We start from the raw sequence: 2,031 nt of genomic DNA, 5'->3' as shown, positions 1-2,031 counted from the left end.
GAATTAAAAAACAATACTTTTATCGGAATTGACGTTTCTAAATACAAATTAGATATATTTAATTCTAAAACGGGAGAATTTATTGAGATAGACAATACCAAAGCGGCGATACGCAAATATATCAGAGCTTTGGAATTGTCGGAAGATTTAAATGTTATCATTGACTTAACCGGAGGTTATGAAGCTTTATGTGTTAATGAATTTTATGTGAAGGGCTGCAATATAATTCGAGCAGAAGGAAGAAAAGTAAAAGCCTTTGCTAGAGCATTAGGAATAAGCGCTAAAACAGATAAAATAGATGCTAATATCTTAGCTCAATATGGTGAAAAGTGTTTTAATACTCTGAGATTGTATCAACCATATAATAATCAAATTAAGAAGCTTGTTATGAGATTAAGTGACATAAAACAATTGCTCCAACAAGAGAAGAATCGCTTAAAAGCTCCGGATAATATGCAAATAGTCACAAGGTCAATAAAACAACTAATAAATATTTATGAAAAAGAAATTGCAAAACTCGAAAATGAAATAGAAATTATCATCGAAAACGATGAAGAATTAAGAAAGAAATATAAACTTCTACTTGAACAAAAAGGTATCGGTAAAAAAGTTGCTTATATATTACTTGGTTTGTTGCCAGAGCTTGGATACTTGAATAGACGAGAAATAGCAGCTCTTGCCGGCGTTGCTCCATTTGCTAGAGACAGCGGAACTATTAATGGATACAGACGCACCGGAACAGGCAGAATTGATGTGAAAAAAGCTTTGTTTATTGCTGCCCTTGTAGCAATTAAATATGATGAAAAAATGAACTTGTTTTATACAAACCTAACTTCTCGTGGTAAAAAGAAAATGGTTGCTGTTACTGCTACTATGCGTAAAATTATTATTACTCTTAATGCTAAAATCAAACATCTTTGTGCATAATTTTTTAACTGGGTTGATTACTATGAAGGTATTGATTGAAACGATTACTAGCCGCAGAGGTTATAAATTCTTTGAGAATAAAGATGAAATGGATGCTTATTTAGGCAGACACTGCGGCAAAATCGCCAGTTATGAAATCTTGCAGGAAGATGATGTTGCTGTTGATGAAACAAATGAAATGCTACAATCGTTTATTGATGATTGTGATTTAATAGAGAAAAAACTGTTTTGGTTGTTCAGACAATATGAGCCTATAAATGAAAAATATTCCCTGCAATTACTAAATGCCTTTGGTAGAGTTGGTGACGGTAGAAACGCCATTAAAAAGTGTTTGAGATAAGAAAAACCGCCACGTTTCCGTAGCGGCTTGGTTGAACATATGTCAGGAGTTATTCTTTGTTTTCTTCTTTGGTGTCAGGTTCTTTAGGTCTTTTGGGTGGTTGATAAACAATTCCACCATTGTCTATTAAAAGCTTGGCAACTTCAATTTCTATCCGATTTAATGCCATCATCAAAGGAGTTTCAAAACGGCTATTAAGCCAATTAACATCAATTCCGTTGTCTATCAGTAATTGAACGGCTTTCAGCTTTTCTTCTGTTGGCATATTGGGGTTTTGAATGACATACATTAAAGCATTTTCGCCCATTAAGTCATTTCGGTTAATTTCCGCACCTTTGTTAATCAAGTATTCAATTCCTTCGGTGTCTTCACTCATACCGCAAGCCACTAACAATATAGTTCTTCTCATAATATCCATCGGGCTTTCCAATTTGAAAGCAGGATTGTCGGCAAACATCCTTTCCAAGCTATTGGTATCATCAATGATTACGTGGTAATCTTCTATTTGGTTTCTATTCGGAATCTCGTCAAAAGGTCTATATTCCACACGACTGCTGATTTGCTTCATTTTCTCTAAAGCAGCTTCTATTTCTGAAACGTGGAAGTAACGACTATAGGTGTTATTTTCTTTATTATAAGTTTTTAGCATCATCATACTCCTATTGTTTAAAAGTTAAATTCCGTGAGTTTTCCTCACAAAAATATTTATTTGGAGCAATTTGCTAATTTTGATTTGAAAAAAAAGAAAATGATAATTCTTTGAT

The 2,031-nt window shown here is 33.4% G+C and carries 3 protein-coding genes; 2 read left to right on the top strand and 1 reads right to left on the bottom strand.

Annotated features, from left to right (window positions below; translation table 11 throughout):
• Positions 1 to 927 (top strand): transposase (locus ACKI3D_RS06300; protein WP_407393017.1); only part of this gene is annotated, 927 nt, incomplete at its 5' end.
• A gap of 88 nt (positions 928 to 1,015) precedes the next feature.
• Positions 1,016 to 1,267 (top strand): hypothetical protein, encoded by a 252-nt coding sequence (locus ACKI3D_RS06295; protein ID WP_407393016.1) that lies wholly within the window; start codon positions 1,016 to 1,018, stop codon positions 1,265 to 1,267.
• A gap of 49 nt (positions 1,268 to 1,316) precedes the next feature.
• Here ACKI3D_RS06295 and ACKI3D_RS06290 read toward each other — a convergent pair whose 3' ends face one another.
• The gene (locus ACKI3D_RS06290; RefSeq protein ID WP_407393015.1) at positions 1,317 to 1,835 is read right to left on the bottom strand and encodes an ankyrin repeat domain-containing protein; all 519 of its coding nucleotides are present in this window, start codon (positions 1,833 to 1,835) and stop codon (positions 1,317 to 1,319) included.
• Positions 1,836 to 2,031: the final 196 nt, after the last annotated feature.

Origin of the sequence: Methanobrevibacter sp. (genome assembly GCF_045586545.1) — an archaeon.
Classification (GTDB): Archaea; Methanobacteriota; Methanobacteria; order Methanobacteriales; family Methanobacteriaceae; genus Methanocatella.
Note: the sequence above shows the minus strand (reverse complement) of the source record. Positions and strands in the feature narration are given on the sequence as shown.